At 70.9% G+C, this 2,615-nt stretch carries 4 protein-coding genes; 1 reads left to right on the top strand and 3 read right to left on the bottom strand.

Annotated elements, in window-relative coordinates; translation table 11 throughout:
• Positions 1-212 precede the first annotated feature (212 nt).
• Positions 213-509, top strand: a complete 297-nt coding sequence (locus ABEA26_RS35705; protein ID WP_345598196.1) for a chaplin — start codon at positions 213-215, stop codon at positions 507-509.
• Between the two features lie 98 nt (positions 510-607).
• Here ABEA26_RS35705 and ABEA26_RS35700 read toward each other — a convergent pair whose 3' ends face one another.
• From ABEA26_RS35700 to ABEA26_RS35690, 3 genes are all read right to left on the bottom strand, one after another.
• Complete coding sequence (locus ABEA26_RS35700) at positions 608-1,474, bottom strand: tyrosinase family protein (RefSeq protein WP_345598194.1); 867 nt, start codon at positions 1,472-1,474, stop codon at positions 608-610.
• Positions 1,458-2,024 (bottom strand): tyrosinase family oxidase copper chaperone, encoded by a 567-nt coding sequence (locus tag ABEA26_RS35695; protein WP_345598193.1) that lies wholly within the window; start codon positions 2,022-2,024, stop codon positions 1,458-1,460. The genes ABEA26_RS35700 and ABEA26_RS35695 overlap by 17 nt, the downstream gene beginning before the upstream one ends.
• Before the next feature lie 109 nt (positions 2,025-2,133).
• The gene (locus ABEA26_RS35690) at positions 2,134-2,415 is read right to left on the bottom strand and encodes a hypothetical protein (RefSeq protein WP_345598191.1); all 282 of its coding nucleotides are present in this window, start codon (positions 2,413-2,415) and stop codon (positions 2,134-2,136) included.
• Positions 2,416-2,615: the final 200 nt, after the last annotated feature.

Genomic DNA, 2,615 nt, shown 5'->3' with positions numbered 1-2,615 from the left:
GGAGGGGAACGGTTTTCCGCCCCCGCCTGCGCCCCCGCCTCCGCCTCCACTTCTGCCTGCGGTTCCGCCTCAGAGGCCCTCACCCCACCCCTCCGGCCCAAAAAGGGTGATTCTCACATTCTCCCCGTGACCCCTCTCCGACCCGTCGCGTTGGGCCAGCAGTGCGGTGGCGCGTCCTGCTGCCGTACTCCTCGACTCAGAAGGAGAACGTGATGTCTCGCATCGCGAAGGCCGCCGGCGTCGCCCTGGGCACCGGTGCCGTGATGCTCAGCGGCACCGGCCTGGCCATGGCGGACGCGGGCGCCGAAGCCACGGCCGTCGGCTCGCCCGGCGTCCTGTCCGGCAACGCCCTCCAGGTCCCGGTCAACGTGCCGGTCAATGTGTGCGGCAACACCATCAATGTGATCGGCCTGCTGAACCCGGCCTTCGGCAACACCTGCGTGAACGGTGACGTCGAGAAGAACGACAAGCACAGCGAGGACGGCAAGAACGGCGGCCACGGCCGCTGAGTCCCGTAGGCACCAGAAGAGCCCCGACCTTCCCAGTCGGGGCTCTTCCGTGTCTACGTCTACGTCTACGTCCGCGCCCGCGTCGCTCGCTCGCTCGCTCAGGCGTACCGGTAGATCCTGCTGTGGTCGTCAAGATCGTCCGGCGTCACGTCCCACGGCGGCAGCCTCTCGTGCCGCGCGACGATCCGGCCGTGCTGCGCGCTCCCGTCGCCGGGCGGTTCGGCGGGCAGGTAGCGGGTGTCGCGGTGCCGGGCCTGCCAGCGGGACCACTGGAGGTCGACGAAGGCGTGATGCAGCCAGAACACCGGATCGTTGACGGACGCACCACCGACCATGGCCCCGCCGACCCAGCGGTGCACCCGGTTGTGGTTGCGCCACGAGACGCTGCCGCGGCCGGTCCCCCACCCCTCCAGCTTGTTCCGGAAACCCCTGCGGACCGTGGAGTCCCAGGGTGCGGTGTCGTACACCGGGTCGTCGAGCGCCCACTCCACATCGCTCTTGGCCGGCAGGCCGATGGGGTTCGCGGCGCGTCCGAGGTCCCGGGTGAGGTAGTCGGTGTCGGTGACGTTCACCTTGATGGTCCAGTTGCCCCCGGCGCGGGCGAACGGCCCGGTGGTGACCCGGCGGTCCGAGCGCCGCCCGGTGCCCCCGAGAAGGTCGGCGGTCCAGGGCGCGGACGACGTGGTCCGGTCCTTCGTCCAGTCCCAGTACGGCACCGTCACCGACGAGTCGATCCGGCGCAGCGCCTCTTCCAGGTCCAGCAGGAACCTGCGGTGCCAGGGCAGGAAGGAAGGAGCCATGTGGGCCGTACGCAGTCCGTTCTCGCCGTCGGAGACGTAGTACGCGATGTGGGTGCGTACGAACTCGTCGTACTCACCGCGCCGTTTCGTCTCCAGCAGCGCGTCGACGAACCGCCGCTTCTCGCTGCGGGTCAGCGTGCTGACGTCCTTACGCGTGTACGCCATGGCGCCCCCCGGAGTGGTGTCGGTCGTCACCGGCCGGCGCGTCGCGCAGGTGTTCGCCGGGGGCGAGTTCGTCGACGGCGCCGCGGGCCGCGGCGAGAGGGGTGGGGTACGACCGGTAGTGGTCGACCATGCTCAGCCAGCCGCCGTCGGCCCTGCGCATCAGGTGCAGCGGGCGGCCGTCCACCGTGACGTGCCAGAGGGCAGCCCCGACGGCGTGCCCCGCGGCAGCCCTGCTGCCCCGGATGCGGCGGCCCCGGTAGGTCTCGTCGAACGCGGCGCCGGCGGCCGGCTCGGCCGCGTGCGGCTCGGGGCGCGCGGGCCCGGTGCTCCCGGTGTCCTCGGCGGAGTCTGACACCGGGGAGGGCCGGGATGCCCCGACCAGGGGCGCCAGTGTCAGGGCTAGGGCCGGGGCGAGCAGTCCCCGCATCATCCGGCGCCGCGTTCCGTGTCCGGGTGCGGTTTCGGATCCGGGTGCGGGTCCGCCTCTGGCGGGGTCCGGCGGCTCCCGCCGCTCCGCGCCGACCCCTGCTCCGCCCACGTTGACGATCATGACTCGCTCCTCGTCCGGTCCGGTGATCCATAGGGCTAACCGGACGGCGGGCCCCGCGGTCACCACGCAGGGCCACACGGAGCACCGGCCGCCGGCGCCGGGGCGCGGGTCAGCCACCCAGCGGGAGGCCGCCGAGCAGTCCGCCCTTGGAGTTCAACTCGGTGGTCGCTTCCTTCACGGTGTGCAGCACGGATTCCTTGTTCTCGGTGTCGAGCGCCTTCGACTGGTCCTTCGACGGCAGGACGTTGGCGGGCTCCGCGGTGAGCGCGTTCACGGCGTTGCCGAGGCTGCTGGGCGAGAGGTCGGCGGCGTCTTGGGCGAACGCGGGCACGGCGGAGCCGGCGATGGCCAGAGACCCGGCGACGACAGCGGCGGCCTTGAGGGACTTCATCGTGTTCCTTTCTTCGGCGACTGCTGTCACCGGAGGAAATGCTGACGCCCGGCCTAACGACCTGCACCAGGCACGGAAACCCCACGCCAGGGAAGACATATGAAATCTCCGGAGAGCGGAATGGACCGGGGAACGGAGACGGGGAAACGAGGCGGGGAACGGATAGGAGAACGAGAAAGGGAGAAAGGGAATGGAGAAGG

The sequence above is a fragment of the Streptomyces marokkonensis genome, assembly GCF_039539045.1.
Lineage (GTDB): Bacteria > Actinomycetota > Actinomycetes > Streptomycetales > Streptomycetaceae > Streptomyces > Streptomyces marokkonensis.
The sequence above is the reverse complement of the archived record's forward strand: the minus strand, read 5'-3'. Positions and strand labels throughout refer to the sequence as shown.

What these genes read in the sequence shown, in the direction of transcription:
- ABEA26_RS35695 (WP_345598193.1), bottom strand. Translation starts at nt 2,024, where the DNA reads ATGATCGTCAACGTGGGCGGAGCAGGGGTCGGCGCGGAGCGGCGGGAG.
- ABEA26_RS35700 (WP_345598194.1), bottom strand. Translation starts at nt 1,474, where the DNA reads ATGGCGTACACGCGTAAGGACGTCAGCACGCTGACCCGCAGCGAGAAG.
- ABEA26_RS35690 (WP_345598191.1), bottom strand. Translation starts at nt 2,415, where the DNA reads ATGAAGTCCCTCAAGGCCGCCGCTGTCGTCGCCGGGTCTCTGGCCATC.
- ABEA26_RS35705 (WP_345598196.1), top strand. Translation starts at nt 213, where the DNA reads ATGTCTCGCATCGCGAAGGCCGCCGGCGTCGCCCTGGGCACCGGTGCC.